This is a genomic window from Deinococcus arcticus (assembly GCF_003028415.1).
In the GTDB taxonomy this organism is placed as follows: domain Bacteria; phylum Deinococcota; class Deinococci; order Deinococcales; family Deinococcaceae; genus Deinococcus; species Deinococcus arcticus.
Genome location: NZ_PYSV01000004.1, coordinates 85,406 through 111,996, shown reverse-complemented (window position 1 = coordinate 111,996; position 26,591 = coordinate 85,406). Strand labels below are relative to the sequence as shown.

At 68.8% G+C, this 26,591-nt stretch carries 27 protein-coding genes; 10 read left to right on the top strand and 17 right to left on the bottom strand.

Features of this window, described 5'->3' with window-relative positions:
* Positions 1-140 precede the first annotated feature (140 nt).
* The 5 genes from C8263_RS05625 to C8263_RS05605 all read right to left on the bottom strand — a co-directional run bounded on the left by C8263_RS05625 (position 141) and on the right by C8263_RS05605 (position 3,493).
* The gene (locus tag C8263_RS05625; RefSeq protein ID WP_107137143.1) at positions 141-752 is read right to left on the bottom strand and encodes a deoxynucleoside kinase; all 612 of its coding nucleotides are present in this window, start codon (positions 750-752) and stop codon (positions 141-143) included.
* 119 nt (positions 753-871) lie between these two features.
* Positions 872-1,054, bottom strand: a complete 183-nt coding sequence (locus C8263_RS05620; protein WP_107137142.1) for a type II toxin-antitoxin system antitoxin — start codon at positions 1,052-1,054, stop codon at positions 872-874.
* Complete coding sequence (locus C8263_RS05615; RefSeq protein WP_107137141.1) at positions 1,054-1,962, bottom strand: SPFH domain-containing protein; 909 nt, start codon at positions 1,960-1,962, stop codon at positions 1,054-1,056. Before C8263_RS05615 ends, C8263_RS05620 begins: the two co-directional genes overlap by 1 nt.
* 195 nt (positions 1,963-2,157) lie before the next feature.
* On the bottom strand, positions 2,158-3,258 hold the full coding sequence (locus C8263_RS05610; RefSeq protein ID WP_107137140.1) for a S1C family serine protease: 1,101 nt from the start codon (positions 3,256-3,258) through the stop codon (positions 2,158-2,160).
* A 28-nt stretch (positions 3,259-3,286) separates the two neighbouring features.
* Positions 3,287-3,493, bottom strand: coding sequence for an FmdB family zinc ribbon protein (locus C8263_RS05605; RefSeq protein ID WP_107137139.1), 207 nt, complete (start codon positions 3,491-3,493; stop codon positions 3,287-3,289).
* Positions 3,494-4,036: 543 nt separating this feature from the next.
* On the opposite strand from C8263_RS05605, the gene glmS reads away from it, so the two are divergent.
* Positions 4,037-5,857 (top strand): glutamine--fructose-6-phosphate transaminase (isomerizing), encoded by a 1,821-nt coding sequence (gene glmS / locus C8263_RS05600; RefSeq protein ID WP_107137138.1) that lies wholly within the window; start codon positions 4,037-4,039, stop codon positions 5,855-5,857.
* Between the two features lie 305 nt (positions 5,858-6,162).
* Here the strand turns inward: glmS and C8263_RS05595 are convergent, their stop codons facing one another.
* Positions 6,163-6,918 carry a hypothetical protein gene (locus tag C8263_RS05595; protein WP_199188320.1) on the bottom strand — a complete coding sequence of 252 codons (756 nt, stop codon included), beginning with the start codon at positions 6,916-6,918 and terminating at the stop codon, positions 6,163-6,165.
* A 197-nt stretch (positions 6,919-7,115) separates the two neighbouring features.
* On the opposite strand from C8263_RS05595, the gene C8263_RS05590 reads away from it, so the two are divergent.
* A complete protein-coding gene (locus C8263_RS05590; RefSeq protein WP_146160601.1) occupies positions 7,116-7,733 on the top strand; it encodes a hypothetical protein in 618 nt (205 codons plus the stop codon).
* A 97-nt stretch (positions 7,734-7,830) separates the two neighbouring features.
* Here C8263_RS05590 and C8263_RS05585 read toward each other — a convergent pair whose 3' ends face one another.
* From C8263_RS05585 to C8263_RS05570, 4 genes are all read right to left on the bottom strand, one after another.
* The gene (locus C8263_RS05585) at positions 7,831-9,450 is read right to left on the bottom strand and encodes a C1 family peptidase (protein WP_107137136.1); all 1,620 of its coding nucleotides are present in this window, start codon (positions 9,448-9,450) and stop codon (positions 7,831-7,833) included.
* A gap of 277 nt (positions 9,451-9,727) precedes the next feature.
* Positions 9,728-11,131, bottom strand: a complete 1,404-nt coding sequence (lpdA, locus tag C8263_RS05580) for a dihydrolipoyl dehydrogenase (RefSeq protein ID WP_107137135.1) — start codon at positions 11,129-11,131, stop codon at positions 9,728-9,730.
* A 56-nt stretch (positions 11,132-11,187) separates the two neighbouring features.
* Positions 11,188-12,492 (bottom strand): radical SAM family heme chaperone HemW, encoded by a 1,305-nt coding sequence (gene hemW, locus C8263_RS05575; RefSeq protein ID WP_408608038.1) that lies wholly within the window; start codon positions 12,490-12,492, stop codon positions 11,188-11,190.
* A gap of 199 nt (positions 12,493-12,691) precedes the next feature.
* Positions 12,692-13,177 carry a hypothetical protein gene (locus C8263_RS05570; RefSeq protein ID WP_199188319.1) on the bottom strand — a complete coding sequence of 162 codons (486 nt, stop codon included), beginning with the start codon at positions 13,175-13,177 and terminating at the stop codon, positions 12,692-12,694.
* Positions 13,178-13,219: 42 nt separating this feature from the next.
* Here C8263_RS05570 and C8263_RS05565 point away from each other — a divergent pair, with 42 nt between their 5' ends.
* Positions 13,220-13,696 carry a hypothetical protein gene (locus tag C8263_RS05565; protein ID WP_107137134.1) on the top strand — a complete coding sequence of 159 codons (477 nt, stop codon included), beginning with the start codon at positions 13,220-13,222 and terminating at the stop codon, positions 13,694-13,696.
* On the opposite strand, the gene C8263_RS05560 is transcribed toward C8263_RS05565, so the two are convergent.
* From C8263_RS05560 to rpmF, 7 genes are all read right to left on the bottom strand, one after another.
* Positions 13,672-14,094, bottom strand: coding sequence for a bleomycin resistance protein (locus C8263_RS05560; RefSeq protein ID WP_107137133.1), 423 nt, complete (start codon positions 14,092-14,094; stop codon positions 13,672-13,674). The genes C8263_RS05565 and C8263_RS05560 overlap by 25 nt on opposite strands.
* 769 nt (positions 14,095-14,863) lie before the next feature.
* Positions 14,864-16,204 carry an AAA family ATPase gene (locus C8263_RS05555; protein WP_158263751.1) on the bottom strand — a complete coding sequence of 447 codons (1,341 nt, stop codon included), beginning with the start codon at positions 16,202-16,204 and terminating at the stop codon, positions 14,864-14,866.
* 322 nt (positions 16,205-16,526) lie between these two features.
* Positions 16,527-16,865 (bottom strand): winged helix-turn-helix domain-containing protein, encoded by a 339-nt coding sequence (locus C8263_RS05550; protein WP_199188318.1) that lies wholly within the window; start codon positions 16,863-16,865, stop codon positions 16,527-16,529.
* A complete protein-coding gene (locus tag C8263_RS05545; RefSeq protein WP_107137131.1) occupies positions 16,858-17,544 on the bottom strand; it encodes a hypothetical protein in 687 nt (228 codons plus the stop codon). The genes C8263_RS05550 and C8263_RS05545 overlap by 8 nt, the downstream gene beginning before the upstream one ends.
* A 4-nt stretch (positions 17,545-17,548) precedes the next feature.
* Entirely contained in the window at positions 17,549-17,878 is a 330-nt protein-coding gene (locus C8263_RS05540) for a hypothetical protein (RefSeq protein WP_107137130.1), read from the bottom strand.
* A gap of 269 nt (positions 17,879-18,147) precedes the next feature.
* A complete protein-coding gene (locus C8263_RS05535; protein WP_107137129.1) occupies positions 18,148-18,918 on the bottom strand; it encodes an AIM24 family protein in 771 nt (256 codons plus the stop codon).
* Between the two features lie 134 nt (positions 18,919-19,052).
* Positions 19,053-19,235, bottom strand: coding sequence for a 50S ribosomal protein L32 (gene rpmF, locus C8263_RS05530; RefSeq protein WP_107137128.1), 183 nt, complete (start codon positions 19,233-19,235; stop codon positions 19,053-19,055).
* Positions 19,236-19,381: 146 nt separating this feature from the next.
* Here rpmF and C8263_RS05525 point away from each other — a divergent pair, with 146 nt between their 5' ends.
* From C8263_RS05525 to C8263_RS05495, 7 genes are all read left to right on the top strand, one after another.
* Complete coding sequence (locus C8263_RS05525; protein WP_107137127.1) at positions 19,382-20,050, top strand: trimeric intracellular cation channel family protein; 669 nt, start codon at positions 19,382-19,384, stop codon at positions 20,048-20,050.
* Between the two features lie 45 nt (positions 20,051-20,095).
* The gene (locus tag C8263_RS05520; protein WP_107137126.1) at positions 20,096-21,433 is read left to right on the top strand and encodes a deoxyribodipyrimidine photo-lyase; all 1,338 of its coding nucleotides are present in this window, start codon (positions 20,096-20,098) and stop codon (positions 21,431-21,433) included.
* Between the two features lie 125 nt (positions 21,434-21,558).
* Positions 21,559-22,572, top strand: coding sequence for an MBL fold metallo-hydrolase (locus C8263_RS05515; RefSeq protein WP_107137125.1), 1,014 nt, complete (start codon positions 21,559-21,561; stop codon positions 22,570-22,572).
* Entirely contained in the window at positions 22,569-23,438 is an 870-nt protein-coding gene (locus tag C8263_RS05510) for a phosphotransferase enzyme family protein (protein ID WP_158263750.1), read from the top strand. The genes C8263_RS05515 and C8263_RS05510 overlap by 4 nt, the downstream gene beginning before the upstream one ends.
* 6 nt (positions 23,439-23,444) lie before the next feature.
* Positions 23,445-24,113, top strand: coding sequence for a tRNA (guanosine(18)-2'-O)-methyltransferase TrmH (gene trmH / locus C8263_RS05505; protein ID WP_107137123.1), 669 nt, complete (start codon positions 23,445-23,447; stop codon positions 24,111-24,113).
* 204 nt (positions 24,114-24,317) lie between these two features.
* Entirely contained in the window at positions 24,318-25,136 is an 819-nt protein-coding gene (locus C8263_RS05500; RefSeq protein ID WP_107137122.1) for a TerC family protein, read from the top strand.
* 121 nt (positions 25,137-25,257) lie between these two features.
* Positions 25,258-26,490, top strand: a complete 1,233-nt coding sequence (locus tag C8263_RS05495) for a 2,3-bisphosphoglycerate-independent phosphoglycerate mutase (protein ID WP_107137295.1) — start codon at positions 25,258-25,260, stop codon at positions 26,488-26,490.
* The last annotated feature ends 101 nt before the right edge of the window (positions 26,491-26,591 follow it).

The window sequence follows — 26,591 nt, the reverse complement described above, 5'->3', positions numbered from 1 at the left end:
GGGCTGGGGGGTGGGGGGTAGGGGCAGCGCAGCACTGCCGGGCGAGGCCACCGCCCGCCGGCGCCTGGACCGCTGAACCTCTGGACCGCTGGCCACCTGCGGGCTTCCATCAACCATCAACCTTCGCCCATTCCCCCCCATCAGTCCGCCGCCTGCCCGGCGCGCAGGGCCTCGTGGATGCGCGAGAGGATGCGCGTTTCGTCCTCGGGGTTGTTCACGAAATCCAGCCCGGCGGCGTCAATGGTCAGCAGCGGGTGGGCGTAGGTGCGGAAATACTCGTCGTAGCGGGCGGTCAGCTCGGCCAGATACGCGGCCTTCATGTCCTGCTCGAAGGGGCGGCCCCGCCGGGCGATGCGGCGCAGCAGCTCATCGGTATCCGCGCGCAGGTACACCACGAGGTCCGGGGTGGGCAGCCGGGGCGAGAGGTGCGCGTACAGGTCCTCGTACAGCGCGAACTCGGCGTCGCGCAGGTTCATGGCCGCAAAGATGAAATCCTTGTCGAACAGGTAGTCGCTGACCACCGAGTCGCGGTAGAGCCCGGGCTGCCACAGCGCCGAGAGCTGCTTGAAGCGCGAGAGCAGAAAGAACGCCTGCACCTGAAAGGCGTAGGCTTCGGGCTGCGCGTAGAACTTGGCCAGAAAGGGGTTCTCTTCCACCACTTCCAGGTTCAGCTCGGCGCTGTAGCGCGCGGCCAGGCGCCCAGCGAGGCTTGTTTTTCCCACCCCGATGGGGCCTTCGACGACAACGTACATGACAGGCCAGAGCATAGCGCCCCCGCCCCAGGTGAAGGGTGGATGAAGGGCCTTGACAGGGGGTGGGGGGAACAGGCAGGGCCCCCGCTTGCATCAACGTGGCCGGCGGGGGCAGAAGTTCACTCGTCTTTGGGCTCATGCCGGGGCGGGTCCGGGGGTTTCAGGCGCCCGGCCTCGCGCGCCGCGCGGGTCAGCAGGTACTCGATCTGGGCGTTCACGCTGCGCAGGTCGTCGGCGGCCCAGCGCTCCAGCGCGGCGTACAGCTCGGGGCTGATGCGCAGGGGAAAGTTCTTGCGGGCCACTAGTACAGGCTGCCGGCGTTCACCACCGGCTGCGTGCCGCGTTCGCTGGTCAGCACCACCAGCAGGTTGCTCACCATCTGGGCCTTGCGCTCCTCGTCCAGCGTCACGATGTCCTGCTCTGACAGCTGGCGCAGGGCCATTTCCACCATACCCACCGCCCCCTGCACAATCTGGGCCCGCGCGGCGATCACGGCGCCGGCCTGCTGGCGCTGCAGCATGGCGCCGGCAATTTCCGGCGAATAGGCCAGGTGCGACAGCCGCGCTTCGAGCACCTCCACCCCGGCGTGCCGCAACCGGGCGGCCAGCTCGCCGCCCAGCGCCTCGGCCACCTCGTCGGCGTGGGCGCGCAGGCTCATGCGGTCGTCCTCGTAGGCGTCGTAGGGGTACTGACTGGCCAGGTGGCGCAGCGCGGTTTCGGCCTGAATGGCCACAAACTCGGCGTAGTCCTCCACGTCAAAGGTGGCCCGCGCGGTGTCCACCACCCGCCACACGATCACGGCTGCAATCTCGATGGGGCTGCCGCCCGCGTCATTCACCTTCAGCCGCTCACTGTTGAAGTTGCGAATGCGCAGGCTCACACTTTTGCGCACCGTCAGCGGATTGGTCCAGTACAGGCCGTTGCGCCGCTCGGTGCCCACGTAGCGCCCGAACAGCGTGAGGTTCATGGCCTGATTGGGCTGCACGATAAAAAAGCCCGCCAGCGCAAAGAGGAGCGCCGCGCCCAGCACCAGGGCGGGAACCGGAAAGCGGCCCAGCAAGACCACCGCCGCGCCGGCTCCTACCAGCAGCAGCAGGAACATGGGCACGCCGGGCAGGCCAAAGGCTGGCCGCTCCACACTGGCAATGCCACTGCGGGGAGAAACGCCGCCCTGCGGGGCGGGGGTGGGCACATGCTGCAGCTCATTCATAGGGAACCTCCAGAGAAATGTTCTATCAAAGTGATATCACTTTGATAGAAGTTTTGCCAGAGGGACTGGGGGAGGGCTGCAAGAAGCGGAGAAGAGCAAAGGAGCACGGAAGAGCAAAGGAGCACAGAAGAGAGGCGGCCGTTGCGTGGCCGCCTCTCCAGTCCAACTTGCCCTCTTCGGCCTCTGCCCGGGGCTTCAGCGCAGGGTGCGCTTGAGCAGCGTGACCTTCACGGGCACCTGTTTCTTGTTGCGCCACACCGTCAGCGTGACGGTCTGCCCGGGGCGTTTGGCCGCCACCAGACGAATCACGTCGAACGAATCGCGCACGCGCTGGCCGTCCACGGCCACGATCACGTCGCCCAGGGGAGCCAGCAGCTGGTCGCGGTTGTTGCGCAGGCTGCCGCGCAGCCCCGAGCGCGCCGCCGCCGAGCCCGCCGCCACCTGATCCACCAGCGCGCCCTCAGAGCTGCTCAGGCCTGCCAGCTGACGCAGGGCGGGGTCCAGATTGTCCAGGTCCACCAGGGTGGCGCCCAGCGTGCCGCGCTGCGGCACCCCGATCTTTTCCAGGTCGTCCAGGCTCTGGCGCACCAGATCGCCGGGCAGGGCAATGCCAATTACGCCGGGCACCAGGCCGTTGGGCGCGGCGTTGGCGTCGGCCACCCCCACCACCAGCCCGCGCGAATCCAGCACCGGGCCGCCGCTGTTGCCCTGCTGCAGGCTGGCCGTGGTGGTCACGTACTGCCCCACCTCGTCGGCCAGGCCGTCCTGGCGCGGGATGTCGCGGGCGCTGGCGGCCACGCTGAAAATGCCGGTGCCCACAAAGTTGGGAATCAGGAGCGGCGTGCCAATGGTGATCAGCTTCTGCCCCGGAATCAGGCGGGCGCTGGACCCGAAGCTCAGGGTGGCGGGCGCCGTGACCCCGGTGACGCGCAGAATGGCAATGTCAATGCCGGGGTCCACGCCTTCGAGCTTGGCCGGCACGCGACGCCCGTTGAACAGCGTGACCGTGATGGATTCCTGGTACTGCACCACATGGTAGTTGGTGACAATCAGGTCCTTCTTGTAGAAAAAGCCGCTGCCCGTCTCAATGGGGTTGTCGCCCGGCTGCAACCGGGCGCGTTCCAGGCGGGTGTCCACCCGCACCACGGCGCGCAGCGCCTTTTGCGCCACTTCCACGGTGTTGATCTCGTCGGGGGTGACCAGGCTGCGCTGGGCGGTCACGCTGCCTGTCAGGTAGGCCCCGGTCAGGGCGCCAGCCAGCAGCGCGCTCAGGGCAAGCAGACGCGCGGGTTTCATGCGGGGCCCAGGGGGCGGCGCAGGCTGCTCACTCGCCGCCGCCCCCGCTGCTCTCCTTGGGGCGTGAGTCGGTGACATAAAAGCCGCTGCCCTTAAAGGCAATGCCGGGCCGCGCCAGCACGCGCTTGACCGGCGCGCCGGTTTCGGGGTGGGCGGTGTAGGGCTCGTCCCGCATGCTCTGCTGCAGTTCGTAGATTTCGCCGGTCTGGATGTTCTTGTACAGGTACGTGGGCATGGTCTTTCCCTTCCAAAGTCGCTTCAGGCGCCGTGGGTCGCGCAGAAGGGGGGTCGGGGCCCCCGCCTGCGTCAGCGCCCCCATCCTAGCAAGCGCCCTGCACGGCAGATGAACGCCGGTTGACCATGTCTTGGGGCCCTGGCACGCCGGGCCCAGCCGCTGGCCCCCCCAGCCATGAGTGCTGTACTCACATGAGTGTGCCCGGGTGGGTGCTATGCTGCCGGGCGGACCGTCTTGGTGTCCGGTCCACACCAACAGGGCAGCGCAAGGCCCCCGGCAGCGGGGGAGACGAGGTGGAGGTCAGCGAACGTTTCTGCGGATGCCTCCAGGTTCCGGCATGCGAGCCTACCCGGCGCCCACAGCGGCGCGAATCTGCGGCCATAAGCCCCGTGGCAACACGGAGATAAAGCCCGGAAGCATGCATCAATCCAGACACCAGAGGTGGGCGGTTGGCGAAGGGGCCAATGGCTGACGGCACAGGGCCTTTTGGGCCTTTGCCTCTGGCCATCTGCCATCAGCCATCTGCCCCCCAAAGGAGCCCCTATGTGCGGAATCGTTGGTTACATTGGTCCCCGGCAGGCGCAGGACGTGCTGATTTCTGGTCTGGCCAAACTGGAATACCGGGGCTACGACAGCGCCGGCATCGCCGTGTGCAGCGGCAATCGCATTGACGTGAAGAAAAAGGCCGGCAAGCTGGCCAACCTCAACACCCTGCTAGAGGGCCAGCCCCTGAGCGGCACGCTGGGCATCGGGCACACCCGCTGGGCCACCCACGGCCTGCCGAACGACACGAACGCCCACCCCCACGCCACCGAGGACGGCCGGATCGTGATTATTCACAACGGCATCATCGAGAACTACCTGACCCTGAAAGAGGGCCTGATGGCCCGGGGCCACGAGTTCAAGAGCGAGACCGACAGTGAAGTGCTGGCCCACCTGATTGAAGAGGCCTACAGCGGCAACCTGGAAGAGGCGGTGCGCGCGGCCCTGGCGCAGGTGCGCGGCGCCTACGGCATTGTGGTGACGCACGTGGACCACCGCGAGATCGTGGCGGCCCGCACCGTCAGCCCCCTGGTGATGGGCGTGGGCGAGGGCGAGATGTTCCTGGCCTCCGACGTGCCCGCCCTGCTGGCCTACACCCGCAACATGGTGTTCCTGCACGACGGCGACATGGTGGTGCTCAGCGACGACGGCTTCCGCATCACCGATCTGGCCGGCACGCCGCAGCAGCGCACTATTGAGCACATCGAATGGGACGCCGAGGCTGCCGAGAAGGGCGGTTTTGATACCTACATGCTCAAGGAAATCTACGAGCAGCCCCAGGCCCTGACCAACACCCTGATTGGCCGCCTGCACGACGAGACCGGCGAGGTGAACCTGGACATCAACCTTGACCCCTCCTCGTTCAAGCGCATCTCGATCATCGCCTGCGGCACGGCCTTTTACGCGGGGCTGGTGGGCGAATACCTGATTGAGCAACTGGCGCGTATTCCGGTGGAGTGCGACGTGGCCAGCGAGTACCGATACCGTGACCCCCTGGTCTCCGAGCACACCCTGGCGATTGTGGTCAGCCAGAGCGGCGAGACAATTGACACCCTGGAGGCCCTGCGCGAGGCCAAGAAGTTTGGCGCCCGCACCCTGGGCGTGATCAACGCCAAGGGCTCCTCCATGACCCGCGAACTGGACGACACCCTGTACATCCACGCGGGTCCGGAAATCGGTGTGGCCAGCACCAAGGCGTATACGTCAATGGTCAGCGCGTTCCTGATGCTGGCGCTGTGGCTGGGCCGGGCGCGCGGCACGCTCAGCGCCGAGCAGGGCGCCGAACTGCTGCACGCCGCGCGCGAACTGCCCCGCCTGGTGGAAGAATCGCTGAGCCCGGAGCGCGTGGCCCGCATCAAGGAAGTGGCCGAGAAATACGCCATGGCCCGCGATTACCTGTTCCTGGGGCGCGGCGTGAACAGCCCCACCGCCTTCGAGGGCGCGCTGAAGCTCAAGGAAATCAGCTACATCCACGCGGAAGCCTACGCGGCCGGGGAAATGAAGCACGGGCCCATCGCCCTGATTGACGAGCACATGCCGGTGGCCGTGATTGCCACCGAAAGCCGCCTGCTGGAAAAGACCATTTCCAACGTGCAGGAGGTGCGCGCCCGCGCCGGCAAGGTGATTCTGTTCCTCAGCGACGGGGACACCGACAACGCCCGCCACGGCGACGACGTGATCTATGTGCCCCGCGCCCACGAGATGGTGAGTCCGGTGGTGAACGCGGTGGCCATGCAGCTGCTGGCCTACTTCACGGCCACGGCACTGGGTAAGGACGTGGACAAGCCCCGGAATCTGGCCAAGAGCGTGACGGTGGAGTAAGGGCAGGGGGAAGGGATTCCCCTTCCCGCAGGGATAGGAAGCAAACACGCCTGAGCATTGTCTCCAGGCGTGTTTGCTTTTTGTCCAGCGAGCGGGGGCTGACCGGTCCCCGCGAGTTCAGCCTTCATACGGATTCCGAAAAATTCCGGAACACGTTACGGAATTTTTTCGACCGGAGGGACTCGAAGAGCTGCGGAGCAGAGCAGGAACAAATGCGGATTTCCGGGAATTGGGCTGGAACAGCGCCGAAGGCGGGGAACATCCCCCTTCTTCCCGGATGGTACGGAAATGGACGGCAGTCCGTATCAGAGGTGGGTCGGGGGCGCTGCCAACCCGCTTTCCCCCAGCAGGTCCCGGCCCCCCCAGCGGCCCCGGATGTCCAGCACGGCAAAGCGGGCAAACAGTTCCTCGCTGTACCACCCCTCCCGGTGGGTGCGGGCAATCACCTCGCGGTGCGCCGCGCCGCCGTAGGCAAATGCCTTCATGGCCTGGGCACTGCGCCACACGCTGAAGGTTGCCTGATGAACCAGGGGCACCTCACCAATTCCGACGGCAGCCAGCAGGCCCGGCTGGCTGTCCAGATGTCGCTGAGAGGCCGGGACTGCGCGCCAGAAGCGCAGCAGCCGCGTGGGGCGAATGGCCGCGCGGGTGAGCACGGCCACCGGCCCGCCGGGGTCCGCCGTCCGGGCGGGCGGGCCCTCAAAGGGCTCGGCACCGCCCCAGCGCCCGCGCCACCGCAGCGGGCGCAGCACGGCGGTGCAGCTTTCGGCGGCGCCGGCGCGTTCCTGGGCCCGCCACCCGCTGGCCTCGAACGCCTCCAGGGCGTCGGCTGAGGACCACACGGCAAAGCGCGCCCAGCGGCGCAGGTCCGCGCTCAGGGTGAGGGTGCTGCCGCGCCCGGTGCCCAGCAGGCGGTAAAACTGCAGCCCTGGCACCTGCCGCAGATGCTCGTGGTCCGAGCCCATACGCGACAGCCCCTGCCGAACGGCCTGGGGGGCGTAGGTATTGAGGGTCAGGGTGGCCACCTGACCGGCAGATGGGCCTGGGGGGTGCGTGAACATGCTGCGTGCTCCTTGCAGAATCTGCTGCCTGTCAGCATAGAGAAACGGCCCGGCGCAGGCCCGAGTCTCAGCAGAAGGAAAAGGCGCCCCGAGCAGGCCGCGCCCGGTCAGCCCTGCTCGGGGCTGGTGCCAGAACCGCTGAAGAACCACGCAGCGGGGCCCCTGGTTTCCCCCGGCGCCCTTATGCTGGGCCCACCATGACAACAGCTCTCCCCAGCATTGTGGCTGGTCCTCTTCGTGAAGGCGCGCAGGTGGTCGAGGTCTATAACGACGGTCTGGTGGTCTTTGTCTACGACGAGGCCAACGAGGCGCGGATTCAGCAGGCGGACCCGGGCATCCTCTGGGGCCACGGCGACGAGGCGGAAGACAACGCCCACCCGGGCACCCGGGCCATGCTGGAGGAAGGTGCCTTTCTGGTGTACACCCTCTGCACCGACAACTCGGTGTGTGCCGAGATTCTGGTGGGCGCACCCCTGAGCGCCGGTGAGCTGGCCCAGGGCCGCTGGCACCAGCCCCAGCGTGCCCGGCTCAGCGTGCCCAGTGGGCGCCTGTGGGTGCATTCGTACAACTCACTGCCCATTGGGGATGGCCCCCTGGACCCCGGGGCCTGCGTTCAGGTACCGCCGGGCGAGTACGTGGGGACCCTGCACCGCAAGGACTGGGGGGCCATGGAACAGGGGGGGGGCGTGAGCCTGGCAGCCCTTGAACGGGAGCACGGAGAGTTCCGGGTGGTAAATGAGGTGCTGGTGCTGACCCCCGTGGCCGAGGCGGCCCCGCTGACGCAACCGCCTTCAATCCTGTTCTGCGAGGAATGAACGAAGCGAGGTTGGGGTCCACCCCAGGCCTCGCCACTGTCAAAGCAAAGGAGCCGAACGCGCCTGGGCGCGTTCGGCTCCTTGTCTGTTCTTCTGCTCAGAACCCGGCCAGATCCGAGGCCACGGCGTTCTTCGGCAGGTTGTACACGCCCCAGGTTTCCTGGTCCATGAAGTTGTCGGGCAGGTAGGCGTAGCCGCCGTCGCCAAAGCCGCAGCTCCAGGAGTTCTTGATCACGAAGTAGCCGGTGGGCAGCGTCATCTTGGCGCCCACCAGGCCGCCAATTTTCACGTCGTAGGTCTGGGTGCCGGTGTTCACATAGCCCACCATATGCACGGCGTGGCCGCCCCGGAAGCCCTGGCCCATCAGGGCAGTGTTGGGCAGGCCGCCCGCGCCAATCGCGTCAAAGGCGCGGTCCACCGCAAAGCCCAGCACCAGCTGGTCGCCCCGGTCCAGCATCTGGCGCAGCATGGCGCGGCGGTAGGCGCGGGTGGCGGCCGCGTTGCCCAGGTTCAGGCCGCCCAGCGACACCCAGACCTCGTTGCCCGCCGTGGGGCGGAAGTTGAACGCGGCGTTGGGGGCAATGTCCCATTCGGGCTTCCAGGCGCAGTTGTTCGTGCCGTTCTGGCACACCAGCTGGGCCTGGGCCGTGGTGTCGCTGCACGCCTGATTCAGGTAGTTCACGCATGAGTTCTTGTAGGCGGTGATGGGCTTGGTGTTGTCGGCGGGCACACGAACGCGGCTGCGCGAGGGGTTGTACTTCCAGCGCACCTCCGTGGGGATCATGCGCTTCTTGGCAATCGCGTCGTCGTAATCGCCCCACCACGCGCCGTCGCCCAGCACGCCGTCGTCGCCGCGCAGCCAGTAGTAGGCGTACTGCTCCGAGAGGTTGTAGCGGGTGGTCGTGCGCCGCGCAATCAGGCTTTCCAGCGCCGAGGTGTAGGCAAAGGCCATGCAGGTGCCGCGCGCGCCCTGATCCTTGATGGTGGTGATCAGGCCAATGTTCGTGCCCTTCATCTGGCTGAACAGCGGACTGCTGGGCGTCTGGCGGCAGGCGCCGTCACTGGGGTTGCTCACAAAGCCGTCGCCCAGTTCCTGCCCCGGCTGCGAGGGCGCAGGCGGCTTGACCGCCAGATTCACGATGATCGGCGTCTTGATCAGGCCCACCACCGATACCGTGCTGGGCACCGCGCTGGAGATGAAGTCGCGCGGCACCGGGTTCTGCTCGTTCAGGCCAAAGGACCGCAGCACTTCAGCGCGGTTGCGCGGCGCGTTGGCCTCGGCCTGGGCCACGTTCAGGGCCACCGTTTCCTGCCCGAACAGCTGCACCTCCTTCTGCTCGCCGGTGCGCAGCTGAATGGTGGTGGGCACCGTGAGGCCGCGCGGCAGGGCCAGCGCCACCCGCGCCGCGTCGGCCCGCACCTCATTGCTGCCCGACAGGGCGCGGGCCACGTTCAGGCCCCGCACCAGTTCGGCGTCGCGGGCCTGAATGCGCGCGGGCAGGTCCTGCAGGTTCAGCTGCAGCACATTGGGTGCTTGCAGGGTCTGCTGAAAGGTGCCCGGCGCCACGCGCAGCACGTTCAGGTCCAGGTTGGCAATGCGCAGGGGCTGCAGTTGCAGGCCCGACAGGTTCACGGTGTTCTGGGCCTGGGCCCCCCCGATCAGGGCGGCGCTCAGGGCAAGCAGGGTGGCGGGGCGGACGGGGCGGGGGCTGGGCATGGTGGTCTCCTCCTGGGGGGACGCGGGGGGTGGGGGGCGTGGCCTGTAGTACACGGCGCCGGGCGTTGCGTGGGCGTTGCGCGCCCGGGGGCCTGCGGTCTTCCGTGCGTGCAGTTCATCACTGCGGGCATGATCGGGCCGTGATCGGGGAAGGTGGCGCGGAGGGCATGGCCGGTAGCAAATGGCGAAGGGCGCGTTCAGGCGGGCGTTCTTTCCTCGACTCGCCGGCAACAAAAACCCCCAGGCCGTGACCTGGGGGAGGGGAGGAGCGCGCGCCTCAGCGGTTCATGATGTGAATGGCCTGCTTGTGCACAGCTTCGGCCGCTTCCAGCACGCTTTCGCCCAGGGTGGGGTGCGCGTGGATGGTCAGGGCAATGTCGCTGGCGGTGGCAGCCATTTCCAGGGCCAGCCCGGCCTCGCCCAGCAGGTCGCTGGCGTGGGGGCCCACGATGTGCACGCCCAGCAGCAGGTCGGTGTCTTTCTCTACAACCATCTTCACGAAGCCGTCGGTCTGTTGCAGCGTCATGGCGCGGCCCGAGGCCGACAGGGGGAACACGCCGGTTTTCACCTCGTAGCCCTTGTCCTTGGCTTCCTGCTCGGTCAGGCCCACCCAGGCCAGTTCGGGGCTGGTGTAGACCACGCCGGGAATCGCCACGGCGTCCTGCTCGGCGGGTTTGCCGGCAATCACCTCGGCGGCCACCAGTCCCTCTTTCATGGCCTTGTGCGCCAGCATGGGGTTGCTGGCCACGTCGCCAACCGAATAGATGTGCGGCACGTTGGTGCGCTGGCGGCTGTCGGCGGGAATGAAGCCGCGCTCGTTCACGAACACGCCCGCCGCCTGGGCGTTCAGGCCGTCGGTACGGGGGCGGCGGCCCACGGCCACCAGCACCCGGTCAAAGACCTCGGTCGTTTTGGCGCCGGTCTTCACGTCTTCCAGTTCCACGTGAATGCCGTCCTGCTTTTTCTCGGCCTTGTTGGCCTTGGTCTGCACGGCAATCTCGATGCCCTGCTTTTTCATGGACTTCTGAAATTCCTTGACCGCGTCGGCGTCGGCGCCCGGAATGATGCTGGGCAGGAATTCAATCACTTTGACCTTGCTGCCCATGTTGTTGTAGACATGCGCGAACTCAAAGCCAATCACCCCGCCGCCCACGCACAGCATCCGCGCGGGCACGGGGTCCGGCATGACCAGGGCGCCCGTGGAGTCCACAATCTGCACCTGATCCACGTCCAGCCCCGGCAGCTTGGCCGGGTCGGAGCCGGTGGCGATGATGATGCTGCCGGCGGTGTAGGTTTTGTCGCCCACCTGCACGGTGTGGTCGTCCACGAAGCTGGCCTGGCCCTGCAGGTGCGCAACCTTGTTGGCTTTAAACAGGCTGCCCACGCCGCCCGTCAGCTTCTTGACGATGCCGTCTTTCCAGCCGTTGAGCTTGGCGATGTCCAGCCGCTGCTCCCCGAAAGTCAGGCCGAAGTCGGCGGCGTGGCGGGCCGCGGCAATCTGCTCGCCCGCGTGCAGCAGCGCCTTGGTGGGAATGCAGCCCACGTTCAGGCAGACGCCGCCCACCGCCTCGCGTTCGGCGCAGGCCACCTTCAGCCCCAGCTGCGCGGCGCGGATGGCGGCGTGGTAGCCGCCCGGCCCCGCGCCGATCACGAGCACGTCGTAGTCATAGGATGTCGTCATGGGGCCAGTTTAGCGCCCGGCCCACCCACCTGCCCGCATAGCTGGACGCAGCCGATTCACAAATGCGGCTGGTCAGTGGCCGGAGCAACCTCCAGAAAGTCGGTCACCACCCGGTTCAGCACCCACCAGCCCTGCGGCGTGGCCCGCAGCTGGTCGCCCTCCAGGGTCAGCAGGCCGCGCCTCACATTGGCGGCGATGGGCACGCTGTAAACGGCCGCCACATCCACCCCACTGCGCCGCGACAGCTCGGCCAGATTCAGGCCCCGCTGGAGCCGCAGCCCCATAAACAGCGCGTCGGTGACGTACTCGTGGGCGTCAATAGGCTCGGCCTCGCCGGTTTCCCCCGCCAGCCACTCGTGCAGGTGGGGGTTGGTGCGCCGGAAGGTGAGGGGGGAGGCGGGAGGCCGTGCGCGGTGCGCGGGCAAGGTGGCCTCTACGCCATCGGCCACCGGCCACCGGCCATCCGTACCCCCCACCCCGTCCCTTCCATCCACCATCCACCTTCGACCATCAACCTCCGGCAAAGCCGGATAGTGCCCCGCCGCCCCTGGCCCCAGCCCCAGGTACGTGCGGCCCTGCCAGTACGCGAGGTTGTGCTGAGACTCCTGCCCTGTGCACGCGTAATTGCTGATCTCGTAACGGGTCAGCCCAGCGGCGGTCAGCAGCTCCTGGGTGCGCTCAAAGCCCGCGCGTTCGTCGTCCTCGTGGACGGTCACGCCCCGGCGGGCAAACTCGGTGCCAGGTTCGATGGTCAGGGTATAGGCGCTGACGTGGCCCACGCCCAGGTCCAGCAGGCCCTGAATGTCGTGGTCCAGCGGTTGCCCCGGAACGGCGGTAATCAGGTCGCCACTCACACGAACCCCCCGGCCCACCAGTGTCGTCACGGCCTCACGGGCCTGCGCGGCGTCGTGCTGGCGGCCCAGAAACTTCAGGGTGGGGTCGTCCAGGCTCTGCACGCCCACGCTGGCGCGGTCCAGGCCCAGGGCCTGCCAGTGGGCGGCCCGCGCGGGCGTCACGGTGCCGGGGTTAACCTCCAGCGTGTTCTCCAGCCGGCCCCAGCCCAGCCTCGCCTGCACACTCTCCACCAGGGCGCGCAGCTCCTCATCTCTCAGAAAACTGGGGGTGCCGCCGCCCAGGTACACGGTGTCCAGGTCCACGGCGTAGGTTCCGGCCAGGCGCGCGGCCTCCTCGTCCAGCTTCGCCAGATACCGCTCGACCAGCCCGGCCCGGCGCGTCAGCACATGAAAGTCGCAGTACGGGCAGATGGTGGGGCAAAACGGCACGTGCACGTACAGGTGGCGCACCACCGGGTCGGGGCGGGCAGGGCCAACATGGGCAGGGCTGGTGCCAGGCACACTCACGCGCGGCAGTGTAAAGCGCGGCGGGGCCGAGAACTGTTCCGGGGCAGCGAGGTTTAAGTCGCTCGCTGCCAAGCCCCCGATCAACCGAGCGGGCTGGGACAGCGGCGCCGCAGCGCGAGTATCGAAAAAAGGACGTTGCACCGGGCGTGGAGACTGTTCGGTGCTCTCCTGAACAGTCGCACCATGAGGGGCAACGTCCTTAGCGCCCGTGCGGGGTGCGGTCCATCCAGTCGGTCAGGGTCTGCGCCACCTGGGCGGGCGTGGTGACCACCACCGGCAGGCCCAGCAGTGCGGCGGCGCTGGCCGGGGCGCACTCGGCCTGGGGGCCGTCACTGCCAGTGTCGCCCGTCCAGGCGGGAAACTCGCCTCCTTCCTGGTACGCGGCGCCTTCGCCTTCCACGTACTGCTCGGCCACGGTCACAGCGGGGCCGCCCCCCAGCGCCGCCTCGGCCACCACCACCACGCCGCGTGGGCGCTCTTCTTGCAGCGCGGCCAGCAGTGGGGTCAGGCCGTCATGCACCACCAGCGCGGCGCGGCCCTTGCCGTCCACAGCCGCCAGGGCCCCGGCCAGCGGCGCGGCCAGCTCGGGTGGGGCGGCCACCAGCCAGGCGTGCCCTCCGGCGCGGCCTTCAAACAGGGCGCGGGCGCTGCCATACACGTCAGACCAGGTGCGGGTGTGCTGCATAGGGCGCAGAATAGCGGGCCCCGGTGCGGCAGACTGGAGGCCATGACCGCCCCCGAGCCTCATCCCCTGGACGCCCCCAAGCAGCAGGCCGCTGCGGCTGACCTGGCGGCCGTGCGCCGCGCCCTGACCGAGCTGCCCCAGACCCCACAGGATCCCCACGGCTGGGCGGCGGGCGCCGAGGAGACCCTGCGCGCCGTCATTGGCATGGAGCGCAAGGCACAGATGGAGATGCGAATTGCCCTGGAAGGCCACCTGGACGGCCTGCCACTGCGCAAAACCGCGCCCCTGGCCGCCATGACCCTGCCCGAGTTGGTGGCCGAGCACCGGGAGGGCCGCGCCATGCTGCTGCGCGTGTTGGACCACCTGCTCGCGGTGGGCGGGCAGCATGAGGTCCGCGCCTGGACCTACGGCGAGGAGGTGCCCCCGGCGGTCTATCTGCTGGCGCTGCGTGGCCGTCTGGAACGGCTGACCGGGCTGATTGCGGCGCAGCGCCTTCAGTCCGTGAAGCGCAGCAGGTAGCCGTCCGGGTCCTGCACCAGAAATTGACGCTGGGTGTGCAGGGTGTCGCCCTCCGCGTAGGTGGCGCTCTCCAGCGGCCGGAAGAGGGGATAGGCCGCGTCCACCAGCCGGGCGTGCAGGATGTCCAGATCGGGAGCCAGAATCTGAAAGTTGATGCCCCGTCCGTAGGGCGCTTTCAGCGGCCCGGTGCGCCAGCCGCCGTCAGGCCCGGCCTGTTCCAGCATCCACTGCACCCGCCCCAGGCTCAGATAGGCAAAGCCGGGGCGCGTGTAGTTCAGCGTGAAGCCAAACAGGCGCGTGTACACGTCCAGGCTGCGCGCCAGGTCACTCACCATCAGTTCGGGGACCAATGAGGCCCACTCGGTCACGGGCACCAGCGAGACATCTTCGGCGGTCATGCCTGCACGTTACGGCGGTTCGCTGGGCCTGTCATCCGCCAGACAGCCCGCTTCAGGGGCCTCGCCGGTGCGGCCTGGGCATCCTGGTCTTGACCCGGCCGGTGCGCCCACCGCACCGGCGGCTGCCGTATTTGACGCGCCACTCCACCTTCGCCTGCCGGACACTCCGGAAGCCAGGGATTCGCATTGCTCTCATATCGGAACCCAGAGCTCTTGAGGGTTCTCCCCTCAAGAGCTCTGGGTCGAACGGAGTCACCGTGAAAGACAGCGGCAGAAGTGGAATTGAGGGGCTGCTTTCTGGCCCCTCAATGGAACTGGTAGCCGCTGTCAGGGTGTACCTGCTGTCCGCCAGCCGGGCGTCAGGCGCGCAGGCCGACCAAAACAAAAAACCCGCCTTCTTCGGCGGTGATAAAACTAAGATAGCGCGGTATGCAGGCTGGGTCAAGCCTGCCTGCCGGGTTTCAGAAACGCCGTCTGGGCCGCTGTTCTTAAGCAGGGTCAGTGGAGCAGATATGCAGATGGGCAAGGCTCAGGCGAGGGCAAACGGATGGTCCAGAGACCAAAACAAAAAATCCGCCCTTCGCGGACGGTGATAACCCAAAGATAGCGTGATATGCAACTCTGGTCAAGGGTTGACACCCGGCAGGAAAAACAGGGAACTACACGAGCTTCTGGCGAGTGGTATTGCCTGGAGATATGCAGCAGGCGCCCACTCGGACCGCCTCGCACGTGTCCCCGGCGACACTGTTTGCCGGGGACGGCCCATCCTTCAGCTGGCGGTGGAGAGGCTCAGGCGGGTGGGGCAGGGAGGGGCGGTCAGCTCCGCCCAGTCGCGGGCCACCGCTGCCCCATCGGCGCGGCGTTCCAGCAGAAATTCCTGCACGCGGGCCATGCTCAGCAGGCCGTCCGGCACGCGCCCGGCCAGGGCGTCCACCTGCTCGGGAGTCCAGGCGGGCCAGAAGCGGCGCAGCATCCCGGCCACCTGCGCGGCCGTGGCGTTGCCCAGGTGCAGGTGCAGGTCGGCGCGGCCAGGGCGAATGAGCGCGGCGTCCAGCCCGGCGAGGTTGTTGGTGGTCATGAAGGTCACGCGGCCTTCGCCAGCGGCCACGCCATCCAGGGCATTCAGCAGGCCGTTAAACGACAGCTTGACGGTTGGGGCGCGCGGCTCGCGGCCCAGAAACACGGCGTCAATGTCTTCCAGCAGCAGCAGGGCGCGGCGGGGCAGGTTGCCCAGCAGGGTGTTCAGTCGGTCATCGGTCAGCTCGGGGGCGGACAGGTTCAGCACACAGACGTTCAGGCCAAACGCGCCGGCCAGAGCGGCCACCAGACTGCTTTTGCCGTTGCCGGGCGGGCCGTGCAGCAGGTAGCCGCGCCGGTAGGGAATGCCCATGTCCGCGTACCAGTCGCGGTCCTGAAAAAAGGCGCTCAGGTCGGTGTGCAGGGTATCCAGCAGGTCCCCGCTGTAGATCAGGCTGGTCAGGGGGCGCGCCGGGCGCCGCTCGGCCAGACTCCAGCTGTCGTAACTGGGCACATGAATCTCGATGCGGCCGTCGCCCTGGCCGGCGGTGACCACGTAGGCCTCGCGCAGCAGGTCCGGGATGAGGTGCCGGGCATTGGCCAGCAGCCGGAAGGTCAGGCTGTGGTCGAAGCCGCCTGCGGCGCGGCCCTGCACCTGACGCTGCGTGCGCGACGGCCGGGCCAGCAACCAGTGGCCCCGGTAGCGCAGCAGCACCTGCCCGCTCAGGGGTACCAGGCGCACGTTGACCTCGTCGCCGTCGCGGTCGGTGCCCAGCACCAGATTCTGGCCGCCCATCTGCTCGTTAAAGCGGGTCACCACGCCCAGGTGGCGCAGGTGCCGCCCCACGGGCTGCGCGGCCAGCCACGCCGCCAGCCAGGGAAACGCAGCGTCGTCGCCCTGCACGTCCAGCGTGATGGTCAGGCGGTTCTTCAGCCAGCTCAGCAACTCGCCGGGCAGACTGCGCGCCTGCACGGCCAGGGCACTCAGCAGGGCAATCAGCAGACCGCCCTGGGCCAGTTCGTTGTGGGTGAGGGTGTGGCGGACAGCGGCCTCCAGCTCGCGCCAGAGGGTCAGTGGGTCGGGAATGGTCATGGGCAGTTTCCGTAGGAGCGTGGGGCGGCCCGACCTTCCCGGAAGCAGAAGGTGCGCACTGAGGGCCGCGCAGAGCACGGGAGCGGGCCCGGTTGCCCGCCGCATCGGCCCGCGCCAGGGAGCGGAGGCAGTGAACCCAGCATAGGCGGCCCTGGGCGGCGCCTCCTGCGCCAAATGGCCCAAGCGTGGGCTGGCCGACTGGCGGGTTGCCGGTCGTGTGGCGAAACCGCACGCAGGCCGCCACTCACCGCGAGGCCGGGGCAAAAAAGACGGAACCCCACCAACCGCGTGAAGTTCCGTCTCCTGAATGTGGCCTGCAGCTTCAGCCGGGCTGAGTCTCTGCGGGCGCCGGGGCCGCGCCGCGCAGCGCCGCCCAGTAGCGGTCCAGGGCCTGCCGGCCAGCAGTGGTGATGCAGTAGCTCGTGACCGGCACCTTGCCCCGGAAGGCCTTGTGGGTCTGCAGGTAACCGGCCTCTTCCAGTTTGGCGGCGTGGCTGGACAGATTGCCCTTGCTGAGACCCAGGGTGGATTCCAGAAACTTGAACTCGGCTTCCTGGGCCCCGGCCAGCAGCGAGAGGATAGCGAGGCGCACGGGTTCGTGAATCACCCGGTCCAGGCCCAGCAGCGCCTGCATGGCCCCGGGCTGGGCGGCCTCAGTCATGCCGGGCCTCGCGGTGGTCTGCCGGCAGACCCAGGCGGCGGCGCACCTCGCACAGTTCGGCGGTCACCTGCCGCGCCTCGGCATGTTGCCGCAGGGCCAGCCACACCAGGAACACGCTCAGGGCACCCAGAACGCCCAGCTGCACCGCGCCGCGCCACGCCTCTGCAAATTCCGTGCGCCCGCCGATCAGCGTGGCGCCCAGCAGCAGCATGCCCAGCCCGGCGGTGCGTGTATCGGACTGGTCCAGGAACCGGAAGAGGCCCGGCACCGTGACCACCAGCACCAGCAGCGCCGACACCGGCAGGCCCTGCAAGCTGGGAAAGGCCTCGCCCACCCAGCCCAGGTGTTCGGCCAGCAGGCCCACGGCGACGCCCGCGCCCAGCCCCGCCAGCAGACCCCAGGTGAAGGGGCCGGAGCGCGGCTGTTCGGTCACGGCCCCCAGGGTCTGGTAGTGCGTGCGGCTCAGACGAACGACCGCCAGAAAGCCCAGGGCCACGGCGGCTGTCCACAGCATCAGAGCCGTGGGGCTGACCCCTGAGCGGGCCAGGGCGAAGCTCAGCGGCAGGGCAGCGGCGCCGTACAGGTGGCCCAGGCCCAGGGCAGACGCCGAGAAGCGGGCGTAACGTTCGGTCAGGTGCTGCAGCTGCGTGTAGTCGGCCGGCAGGGGGAAAGCGGTCATGGCCTTACCTTGCCGGTGCGGGCTGGCCCAGACGGGGCGCCAGGATGAACACAAGGCCGCCCAGCACCACCACGGGCTTGGCCAGCAGCAGCAGCCCCAGCACGATCAGGGCGGCCCCCAGGCCCAGCCCGGCCGCCACCCGGCGCGCCGGCACCAGCCCGGACACCAGCAGAGCGAGGGCCAGCAGCAGTGCGGCCCCGTTCGTGGCCAGACCCGTCAGGGTGCTGCTGGTCATGACTGCCAGCGTCAGCAGGGGCAAGAGGGCGCGCTGGGCTTCCTGCGGGGTCAGCTGCCAGGACTGGGGGAGCCGGGGGCGGAGCGAGGTCTGTGTCATGAGGATAGTTTGCACTGCAAACCGATCTGTGTCAAGAGGTGGTTTGTGGAGAGGTGACGACGCCAACCCAAAGCAGCACGGCTTTCTGGGAAGCCGTTGTCAAGAGGGAGGAAGCTGAGGCGAGGGGCCAACTGAAGTCAGACTGACACCCGTTTGGCAACCCCGGCGTTTATAGACGGTGCGAATGGTGACGCGGCTTCACCACCGTCTCCGAACGCTGGAAGGTTCGCCCCCGGGTGGAGCACCCGCGCCCCCTGTTACGTTGCCACTCAGCCCTGGTGAATGGGGAGGGTAGGGGAGAGCCACACGCGGCCGGTGCCCCGGTACGCCTGCACAAAGCCCTCGCCGGTCTTGCCGCTGCCCAGCAGGCCCCGGGCGCTGCGTTCCACCTTGAATTCCAGGCCGTCGGTGTAGGCCACCACCAGATTGCCGTCCACCTTCAGGGTCTCGCCGCGCAGTTCCAGCACCTGAAATTCTTCGGGCGGCACGGGGCTTTGCAGGGCAAAGATGCCGCTGCCAGTCAGCTTGGGCTGCACGCGGCCCTCTCCGCTGCCCACCGCCTGCGCAAAGCCCTGGTTCACGTGGCGGCCCACCTGCAGGTCGCCCACACAGGCCACAAAGGCGCCGTCGTCCACGATCAGGCTTTCACCGCGCAGCTCGCCCAGCAGCAGGTGCAGGCGGGTGGGTTCGGTGAACAGGGTGCCGCTGCCCCTGTAGGCGGTCTTGTACATGCCCTCGCCCGTGGCGGCCGCCGTCACCGCGCCGCGCAGAAAGCCGCCCAGGCCGCCGCCGCCGCCGCTGGCACTCACCGCCTGCATCTCCAGTTCGCCGCGCAGGTACTGCAGCGCGCCGGGTTCCAGCACCGCCTGACCGCCGCCCACATGCACCGCCAGCTGGCGCCAGCGCCGGGGGCGCGAGAGCGACTGGTGGTAACCGCTCAGGGGCGCTTCCATGGGCGCCGCGCTGTACTCAATGACTTCCAGCTTGTGGCCCTGCGCGCTCAGTTCCCGTTCCGTGCTGCCTGTCCAGGTGAAGTCCATGAAGGCAGGTACGCGAGGCAGGGGGCAATCGTTCCCAGTCTCACCATTCCAGCCTGGTTCCAGCACCGGCCAGCCAGCAGGGGCCAAACAACAAGTCCCCAGGCATGAACCTGGGGACCGTGGGGGTATGAGGCTTAGACCGCGAGCACCTGACGGCCGTCGTAGTAGCCGCAGCTGGGGCAGATGTGGTGGCTGAGCTTCTTGGCGTGGCACTGGGGGCACTCGCTCAGGTTAGGGGCCACCAGGGCGTGGTGGCTGCGGCGCATGTCGCGCTTGCTCTTGCTGGTCTTCTTCTTGGGAACGGGGTGCTTGGCCATGTCAGTTTCTCCTGGGCCGCGCGGCGTTTGCTCGCCGGGGCGCGATTCTCGGCCACAGGGATCAGACCCCTGGTCGAGACAACAGCCGGGAGTATACCACATGCCGCCCAGGTGAAGCCAACGAAGCGGAAGGCTACAGTGAGGCCGTGCACGAGCTGGAATGGTCGCCCATCACCCTGGAAGCGGGCCTGCGCGCCCTGGACCTGATAGGCGTGCTGGCCTTTGCGCTGTCCGGCGCGCTGCTGGCGGTGCGCAAGCGATTTGACCTGTTCGGGGTCCTGGTGCTGGGCTGCGTGACGGCCGTGGGCGGCGGCGCCATCCGCGACACGCTGACCGGGCAGACCCCACCCCTGTTTCTGCGAGACGAGGCGTACCTGTGGGCGGCGCTGCTGGGCTCGGGGCTGGCCTTTGTGTTCGGCGCCCGACTGGCGCGGTTTGAACGCACCCTGAGTCTCTTCGATACCGCCGGGTTAGCACTGTTTGCGGCCTCGGGGGCCATTGGAGCGATCAATTTCGGGCTGGGCCCGCTGGGTGTGGTGTTTGCGGGCATGCTCTCGGGGGTGGGCGGCGGGGTGATCCGCGACCTGATTGCCAATGAGGTGCCGGAGATCATGTACCGCAGCGAGCAGCTGTATGCCACGGCCGCCGCCGCCGGCGCCCTGACCGTGTGGCTGCTGCATCCGCACGTCACGCCCTTTCAGGCGCAGTTTGGCGGCGCGCTGGTGGTGGCGCTGCTGCGCTGGTTCTCGCGCCGGGGCTGGGCCCGGTTGCCGGTGCGCCGCCTGCCCGAGGGCCCGGGGCGCGGGCAGGGGTAAGACGGCGTACAGGCGCAGGCGCCGGACCCTGGTACAACCCAGGCCATGATTCACGACACGCGCCTTCAGCCCCTGCGGCCCGGCGCCCCGGCGCGGCGCGGCTTCGTGCTGCTGTGGGTGCAGGCCAGCGTGCGCACCCGTGACAACCACGCCCTGGAGTACGCGGTGCAGGAAGCCAACCGCCTGGGCCTGCCGCTGGTGGCGGTGTTTGGCCTGACCCCGGGGTACCCCGAAGCCAACGCCCGGCACTACCTGTATTTGCTGGAGGGGCTGCGCGACCTGCGCGCGAATCTGGCCGCGCGGGGCATTCCCCTGCGCGTGGCCCCGGGCACCCCACCCAAGGTGGTCCTGCAGGCGGCGGGGGAGGGCGCGGCGCTGGTGGTCACCGATGTGGGCTACGTGCGCGTGGCGCGCGAGTGGCGTGCGTGGCTGGCCGGGCACCTGAGCGTGCCGCTGGTGCAGGTGGAATCCGAGGCGGTGGTGCCGGTACGGGTGGCCAGCCCGAAACTGGAGGTGGGCGCGCGCACCCTGCGGCCCAGGCTGCACCGGGTCTGGCACGAGTATCTGGTGCCGCTGGAGCCGCGTGGTCTGCGCTGCACGGCCACCGACTGGGCCCCCGGGCTGGACCTGCAGGACCCCGCCGCGCAGGTGGCGGGCCTGCCCGTGGACCACACGGTGCCCCCCGGCGCCGAGGAGGGCGGCGAACAGGCCGCCCTGGACCTGCTGGAGGACTTTGTGGCCTGCAAACTGGAGGACTACCACCTGCGGCGCCGCGACCCCACGGTGGACGGCAGCAGTCGCCTGAGCGCGGCGCTGCACTACGGCCACCTCTCGCCCCTGACCGCCGCCCTGGCCGCCCGTGAGCACCCGGGCCCCGGCACCGACGCCTTTATGGAAGAACTGATCGTGCGCCGAGAGCTGAGTTTTAACCTCTGCACCTATAACCCCGCCTACGACCGCTACGAGGGCCTGCCCGCCTGGGCCCGCATGACCCTGGAGGCGCACGCCGGGGACCGCCGCGAGCACCTCTATACCCGGGCGGAGCTGGACGCGGCCCAGACCCACGACCCCTACTGGAACGCCGCCCAGCGCCAGATGACCCGCACCGGACGCATGCACAACCACATGCGCATGTACTGGGGCAAGAAGGTGCTGGAATGGAGCGCGACCCCCCAGGCCGCCTACGAGACGCTGGTGTGGCTGAACAACCGCCACGAGCAGGACGGCCGCAACCCCAACTCCTGGGCGGGCATCGGCTGGGTGTTCGGGCAGCATGACCGGCCCTGGGCGCGGCGGCCCATTTTCGGCACGGTGCGGTACATGAACGCGGGTGGCCTGAAGCGCAAATTCGACGCCGACCTGTACGCGCGCCAGTGGGCCTGAAACGAGTTTCAAAAAGCTCCGTCACTCATTCCGGAATCCTCTCGACCAGAAGGACGCGCAGAGCGGCGCAGCAGAGCAGGAACAAAGGCGGATGTCCGGGAAGTGGGCTGCTCTACAGTTGGCCCATGAGCCTGCCCAGCGCCGCTGCGGTCACCTGCCACACCACGGCCGGGGGCACCCGCCTGTACACCCTGCCGCTGCGGGCCTTTCCCCACCTGAGCGCGAACGCCTATCTGGCCGTGCAGGGCGACCCGGCCGCGCCGCATTACAGCGCGCTGGTGGACACGGGGGGCGCCCACCCCGACAGTGTGGCCGACCTGCACGCGGGGCTGGCGGCGGTACAGGCCAGGGGCGAGGCGGTGGACTGGGCCACCCTGGGACGCGTGGTGGTCACCCATCCCCACCCCGACCACGCCGGGGGACTGGCGGCCGCGCGCGCCCTGAGCCCGGCGCCCGTGGCCGCGCACGAGTGGGCCGTGCCCGCCCTGGAACACCCAGGAGGGCGGCGCGACGCCTGGACAGCGGCGGTGGAAGGCCACCTGCGCTGGGCCGGCATTCCGCTGGACAGTGACTATGCCGCGCGCCTGCGCCGCCGGGGCCAGAACCTGATGGGGCCGCCCGCCGGACCTGTGGAAGCGCTGCAGGACGGGGACCGGCTGGACGGCGTGTTCGAGGTTCTGCACACCCCCGGCCACGACGGCGCCCAGGTGTGCCTGCGCCTGGATGAGGTGCTGCTGAGCGCCGACCACCTGCTGCCCCATCACTCGCCGCCGCTGATGCCCGGGCGGTACCAGCGCGGCGCGGGGGTGCGGTATTACCTCGCCTCGCTGGACCGGGTGGCCGCCGTGGAGGGGGTGGCGCTGGCCCTGGGCGGCCACGGCGGCCCCATGCCCGACCCGCAGGGGCGCATTCAGGCGCTGCGCCGCCGCCTGCTGGACAAACTGCAGGCCGCGCGCGGGGCGGCCCAGACTCCGGCGACCATCCACGATCTGACGCACCGGTTGCACCCCACCCTGCGCCCGGTCCAGGCCATCTTGCTGCTGGACCAGACGGCGGCGCTGGCCGAGTGGCTGGCAGAAGAAGGCGAGGTGCAGGCCCAGACCCGCGAGGACGGCGCGCTGCTGGTGCAGGCCCGGTGAGGGGGGGCGGGCCACCGCCCGAACTGCTGGGCCGCTGGGGCCTGCGCGTGCAGGCCGGGCTGGGTGGGCGCCAGAACCAGCACTGGCAGGTAGAGGCGGGCGGGCAGCGCGCGGTTCTGCGCCGCTGGCATGGCCTGGAAGCCGAGGTCCGGTATGAACAGGCCCTGCTGCGGCAGGTGTCGGGCCTGGGGTGGGCCGTGCCCACGCCACTGGGCGAGCCGGTGGTTCTGGAAGGCGCGTGGTGGAGTTTGCACGCCTGGGTGCCGGGCGAGGCCCCGGCGCGCGAAGCTGCCCGGGAACGGGGGCGCTGGCTGGCCGGGGTGCAGATGGCCTTTGCCGCGCTGCCCACGCCGCCGCGCCCCGGCTGGCGCCCCGCCCACGCCGTTCTGACGGACCCCGCCACGGACGCCCTGCTGGACCGCTGCGAGGCCCGGCGGCCACAGGAGGTGCGGCTCTACCGCTGGCATCTGCACCGGGCCCGCGCCGCGCTGGAGGGCCTGGACCCCGCGCGCCGGCCCCAGCAGCTCATTCACGGCGACTTCACCGCGTGGAATCTGCGGGTCCAGGGGGGGCAGCTGACGGGCCTGCTGGATTTCGAGCTGGCCCGCCCCGACGACCCGGTGGCGGAATTCGCGCTAGCGTGGCGCGGCGTGCACGACGAGGTGGTGGCGGGCTTTACCGAGGTTCGCCCCCTGAGTGAAGAGGACCGCGCCCTGCTCACTCCGCTGTGGTGGGCCCACCTGCTAGAAGGCGGCTGTGGCCACCTGCGCGGCGGCACCCGGGACGACGGCTGGACCGCCCGCAAGCTGCAGGTGCGCTCGCCGCTGATGGGGGCCCTGGCCGCGCCGTCTCCTGCGGTACCTTAGAGCGTTATGACCCCGGAGCGTTACGCCAAGATTCTGCGCGTGCTGAGCAGGCGCCAGCCCACCCTGACGGTTCTGATGGACGAGGTGAACAAGCCCCACAACCTCTCGGCCATCGTGCGCACCTGCGACGCGGTGGGGGTGCTGCAGGCCCACGCCGTGCCCCCCCGGGGCGGGCGGCTGGCCGATTTTGAAGGCCACACCTTTGAGGCCACCAGCGGCAGCGCCCACAAGTGGGTGCCGGTGCAGCGCCACGAAAACGCGGTGCAGGCCGTGCGCGAGTTGCAGGCCCAGGGCTTTTCGGTGCTGGCCACCCACCTCTCGCAGCGCAGTGTGGATTACCGCGAGCCGGATTACACCCGGCCCACCTGCGTGCTGCTGGGCGCCGAGAAATGGGGCGTGTCCGACGAGGCCGCCGAGGCCGCCGACCTGAACATCGTGGTGCCCATGTTCGGCATGGTGCAGAGCCTGAATGTCTCGGTGGCCGCCGCCACCATTCTGTTCGAGGCGCAGCGCCAGCGCCTCGCGGCCGGCCTGTACGATTCGCCGCAGCTGGATCAGGCGGCCCTGCGCGCCTGGGCCTTTGAATGGGCCTACCCGGACCTGGCCCCGGCCTACCGCGAGCGCGGCGAAGCCTACCCCGCCCTGGATGAGCACGGCCAGATCGTGGGCGGCTGAGGCCGGGGGCCGGATCTGGGGGCCCTGGCTGCCCCCCTTGCGTGCAAATCGTGCATGAACCCTGAAGGTCTGCGCGCCGGGGTTCGCTAGACTGGGCAGCGCCGCGCCTCTTGAGCCGCCCGTTTGAGGTGGCTGTGGGGCCAGAGGTTTCAAAATGAACAAGACCAAGACAAGGGCGGCAATCGCCGTCACCGGGGGCCGCTGATGTTTGGCCTGGAGATGCCACCCATCAACGCCGAATTCTGGGCCATTCTGGGCACCCTGATTCTGCTGGAGGGCCTGCTGTCGGCCGACAACGCGCTGGTGCTGGCCGTCATGGTGCGCCACCTGAAGGGCGACCTGCAGCGCAAGGCCCTGGCCTACGGGATTGGCGGCGCCGTGGTGCTGCGCATTCTGGGCGTGCTGCTGGCCAGCTACATCCTGGAATACTGGTGGCTGCGCGCTTTCGGTGCGCTGTATCTGGCGTATCTGGCGGTGTCGCACTTTCTCAAACACCGCACCAGCGAGGACGACGCCGACCAGAAGGCCAAGGGCCGGGGCTTCTGGGCCACCGTGGTGCTGCTGAACCTCACCGATCTGGCCTTCAGCGTGGATTCCATTCTGGCCGGCGTGGCGCTGATTCCGCGCGGCATGCCCCGCGAGCAGGGCCTGACCATCGTGGTGTTCGGCGGCATCGTGGGCCTGATTCTGATGCGAATTGCGGCCACGGTGTTCCTGAAGCTGCTGAACAAGTACCCCTCGTTTGACCATGTGGCCTACGCGCTGGTGGGCTGGATTGCCGTGAAGCTGGGCCTGGAAACGCTGGAAGCCGCCCATGAGATTTACCCGGCCGTGCCCTACTGGCACATGCCCGGGCCCATGTTCTGGGGCATCATGGCCGCCATTGCGATTATCGGGTCGTACCTGGCCACCCGCCGGCCCGCCATGACCGACGCGGCGGCCGAGGCCAGAGCCGAAGCTGTGGTGCACGAGATTGATGACACGGTGGCCGACGCCGCCGACGGACGCGTGGACGGGCGCTAAGCCACTTCTTCTCTCCTGATGCGGGCCGCCTTCCTTTCGGGGGGCGGCCCGCCGCCCTGGGGCAGTGGGCTGCCCATATGCCCTGACGGCCCCCTTTGAGAGCGGCGTTACACTGGCCCGCATGAGCGACCAACTGGACATCCTGCGCAGCCTCGCCAAGAAGACCGACAGCAAGATTGTGATGGTCGTGCTGGACGGCGTGGGGGGCCTGCCGCTGACCGTGAACGGCGACTCCGAACTGGCCGCCGCCCGGACCCCCAACCTGGACGCGCTGGCCGCGCAGAGCCAGCTGGGGCAGGTGGAACTGGTGGGCGCCGGCATCACGCCGGGCAGCGGCCCCGGGCACCTGAGCCTCTTTGGCTATGACCCCCTGAAGTATGTGGTAGGGCGCGGCGCCCTGAGCGCCGTGGGCATTGGCGTGAAGCTGGAAGCGGGCGACGTGGCGGTGCGCGGTAACTTTGCGACCTTGGGTGCGGACCGCGTGGTGCAAGACCGCCGCGCCGGGCGCCCCAGCGACGCCAAGAACGCCGAGATCGTGGCCCGGCTGCGCGCCGCCATGCCCGACATTGACGGCACGCCGGTAGAGATTTACACGGAAAGCGAGCACCGCTTCGTGGTGGTGTTCCGCGCGGCAGGCGGCGCGGCCCTGGGGGCCAACCTCAGCGACGTGGACCCCCAGGCCACCGGCGTGCCGCCCCTGAGCGCGCAGGCCCACGACGCGGCCAGTGCCCGCACCGCCGAACTGGTCAACACCTTTGTGGCCCGCGCCGAGGCGGCCCTGGCGGGCGAACCCCAGGTGAACGGCGTGCTGTTCCGGGGCTACAGCGACGTGCCGCACTTTCCGTCTTTTGACGACGCGTATGGGCTGCGCGCGGCGTGCATCGCCAGTTACCCCATGTACAAGGGGCTGGCGAGTCTGGTGGGCATGGACGTGCTGGAGGTGCAGGGCGAAGAAGACGCCCTGGACGGCAAGGTGCAGGCCCTGACCCAGCACTGGGCCGAGTACGATTTCTTCTACTTCCACGTCAAGAAGACCGATTCCACCGGCGAGGACGGCGACTTTGCCGCCAAGGTGAAGAAGATTGAGCTGTTCGACACCCTGCTGCCGGGGCTGCTGGCCCTGAACCCCGATGTGCTGGCGATTGTGGGCGACCACAGCACCCCCAGCAAACTTGCCACCCACTCCTGGCACCCGGTGCCGCTCCTGATTCGCAGCGAGTACGGCCGTAAGGACGTGGCGACTCGCTACACCGAGGAGGAGGCCCAGAAGGGCAGCCTGGGCCTGCGCCGGGGCACAGATGTAATGCCGCTGCTGCTGGCCAACGCCCTGAAGCTCAACAAGTACGGCGCCTGAAGCTGGCGGGCTGTGGCCTCTGAGGCGCTGAGGGCAATTCCTCTTCTGTCTGAAATGAAGGGCCTCGCTCCTCCTACTGCAACAACTCAGAAGAGCACCGA

What these genes read in the sequence shown, in the direction of transcription:
- C8263_RS05625 (WP_107137143.1), bottom strand. Translation starts at nt 752, where the DNA reads ATGTACGTTGTCGTCGAAGGCCCCATCGGGGTGGGAAAAACAAGCCTC.
- C8263_RS05615 (WP_107137141.1), bottom strand. Translation starts at nt 1,962, where the DNA reads ATGAATGAGCTGCAGCATGTGCCCACCCCCGCCCCGCAGGGCGGCGTT.
- C8263_RS05610 (WP_107137140.1), bottom strand. Translation starts at nt 3,258, where the DNA reads ATGAAACCCGCGCGTCTGCTTGCCCTGAGCGCGCTGCTGGCTGGCGCC.
- C8263_RS05605 (WP_107137139.1), bottom strand. Translation starts at nt 3,493, where the DNA reads ATGCCCACGTACCTGTACAAGAACATCCAGACCGGCGAAATCTACGAA.
- glmS (WP_107137138.1), top strand. Translation starts at nt 4,037, where the DNA reads ATGTGCGGAATCGTTGGTTACATTGGTCCCCGGCAGGCGCAGGACGTG.
- C8263_RS05595 (WP_199188320.1), bottom strand. Translation starts at nt 6,918, where the DNA reads ATGTTCACGCACCCCCCAGGCCCATCTGCCGGTCAGGTGGCCACCCTG.
- C8263_RS05590 (WP_146160601.1), top strand. Translation starts at nt 7,116, where the DNA reads ATGACAACAGCTCTCCCCAGCATTGTGGCTGGTCCTCTTCGTGAAGGC.
- C8263_RS05585 (WP_107137136.1), bottom strand. Translation starts at nt 9,450, where the DNA reads ATGCCCAGCCCCCGCCCCGTCCGCCCCGCCACCCTGCTTGCCCTGAGC.
- lpdA (WP_107137135.1), bottom strand. Translation starts at nt 11,131, where the DNA reads ATGACGACATCCTATGACTACGACGTGCTCGTGATCGGCGCGGGGCCG.
- C8263_RS05570 (WP_199188319.1), bottom strand. Translation starts at nt 13,177, where the DNA reads ATGCAGCACACCCGCACCTGGTCTGACGTGTATGGCAGCGCCCGCGCC.
- C8263_RS05565 (WP_107137134.1), top strand. Translation starts at nt 13,220, where the DNA reads ATGACCGCCCCCGAGCCTCATCCCCTGGACGCCCCCAAGCAGCAGGCC.
- C8263_RS05560 (WP_107137133.1), bottom strand. Translation starts at nt 14,094, where the DNA reads ATGACCGCCGAAGATGTCTCGCTGGTGCCCGTGACCGAGTGGGCCTCA.
- C8263_RS05555 (WP_158263751.1), bottom strand. Translation starts at nt 16,204, where the DNA reads ATGACCATTCCCGACCCACTGACCCTCTGGCGCGAGCTGGAGGCCGCT.
- C8263_RS05550 (WP_199188318.1), bottom strand. Translation starts at nt 16,865, where the DNA reads ATGACTGAGGCCGCCCAGCCCGGGGCCATGCAGGCGCTGCTGGGCCTG.
- C8263_RS05545 (WP_107137131.1), bottom strand. Translation starts at nt 17,544, where the DNA reads ATGACCGCTTTCCCCCTGCCGGCCGACTACACGCAGCTGCAGCACCTG.
- C8263_RS05540 (WP_107137130.1), bottom strand. Translation starts at nt 17,878, where the DNA reads ATGACACAGACCTCGCTCCGCCCCCGGCTCCCCCAGTCCTGGCAGCTG.
- C8263_RS05535 (WP_107137129.1), bottom strand. Translation starts at nt 18,918, where the DNA reads ATGGACTTCACCTGGACAGGCAGCACGGAACGGGAACTGAGCGCGCAG.
- rpmF (WP_107137128.1), bottom strand. Translation starts at nt 19,235, where the DNA reads ATGGCCAAGCACCCCGTTCCCAAGAAGAAGACCAGCAAGAGCAAGCGC.
- C8263_RS05520 (WP_107137126.1), top strand. Translation starts at nt 20,096, where the DNA reads ATGATTCACGACACGCGCCTTCAGCCCCTGCGGCCCGGCGCCCCGGCG.
- C8263_RS05515 (WP_107137125.1), top strand. Translation starts at nt 21,559, where the DNA reads ATGAGCCTGCCCAGCGCCGCTGCGGTCACCTGCCACACCACGGCCGGG.
- trmH (WP_107137123.1), top strand. Translation starts at nt 23,445, where the DNA reads ATGACCCCGGAGCGTTACGCCAAGATTCTGCGCGTGCTGAGCAGGCGC.
- C8263_RS05500 (WP_107137122.1), top strand. Translation starts at nt 24,318, where the DNA reads ATGTTTGGCCTGGAGATGCCACCCATCAACGCCGAATTCTGGGCCATT.
- C8263_RS05495 (WP_107137295.1), top strand. Translation starts at nt 25,258, where the DNA reads ATGAGCGACCAACTGGACATCCTGCGCAGCCTCGCCAAGAAGACCGAC.